At 76.2% G+C, this 973-nt stretch carries 2 protein-coding genes; both read left to right on the top strand.

All coding sequences use genetic code 11. From position 1 onward, the window contains the following. Positions 1-577 (top strand): thiolase family protein (locus ACJA3G_RS37615; RefSeq protein ID WP_406557491.1); only part of this gene is annotated, 577 nt, incomplete at its 5' end. Between the two features lies 1 nt (position 578). Then, the coding region (locus ACJA3G_RS37620; RefSeq protein WP_406557492.1) for an acetyl-coenzyme A synthetase N-terminal domain-containing protein at positions 579-973 on the top strand (395 nt) is incomplete at its 3' end.

Here is a 973-nt window from a genome sequence, read left to right on the forward strand (position 1 = left end):
GATCGTTCCCGTACCCACCCCGGACGGCACGGTCGGGCAGGACGAGCACCCGCGCCCCGGCACCACCGTGGAGCGCCTCGCCCGGCTCGACCCCGCGTTCACCCCCGACGGCACGGTCACCGCCGGGAACTCGGCCGGGATCAACGACGGGGCCGCCGCCGTGGTGCTGACGCGCCTCACGGACCTGCGCGCGGGGACCGTCCCGCTGTGTCTGCTGCGCGATGTGGTGGTCACCGCCCTGGAACCGGAGATCATGGGCTTCGCGCCCGCCGGGGCCATCCGGAAGCTGCTGCGGCGCGCCGGGCTGGACGCCGGTGACATCGCGGTCATCGAGCTCAACGAGGCGTTCGCCGCACAGGTCCTCGCCGTCCTCGACGACCTCCGGCTCGACCCCGAGCGGGTCAACCCCAACGGCGGGGCCATCGCGCTCGGCCATCCGGTCGGCGCGACCGGCACGGTCCTGCTGCTCAAGGCCGCCCATGAACTGCGCCGCACCGGCGGGCGGTTCGCCGTCGTCGCGCTGTGCGTCGGCGGCGGCCAGGGCATCGCCGCACTCGTCGAGAACCCGGAGGCGTGACGTGGGCGAGTACGCCTGGTACCCCGGCCGGGAGCTGACCCGGCACAGCAACGTCGCCCGGTTCTGCCGGGCCCACGGCCTGGACGGCTACCGCGCGTTGCAGGCCCGCTCGGTCGCGGACCCCGAGTGGTACTGGTCGGCCGCCGCCCGCGACATCGGCGTCGTCTGGCACGAGGAACCGCGGCGCACCCGCGACGGGCGGGGCGGGATCGCCGCCACCCGCTGGTTCCCCGGCGGGCGCACCAACCTGGTCGACTCCTGTCTGGAGCGCCATGTGCGGGGCGGGCGCCCGGACGCGACCGCGCTGCGGTGGGAGCGCGAGGACGGCACCCAGGGACGCCTCGGCTACCGCGAGGCGGCGCGCCTCAGCGCCCGGGTCGCCACGGGACTCCGCGG

Origin of the sequence: Streptomyces sp. YS-3, from assembly GCF_045257485.1 — a bacterium.
GTDB lineage: Bacteria > Actinomycetota > Actinomycetes > Streptomycetales > Streptomycetaceae > Streptomyces.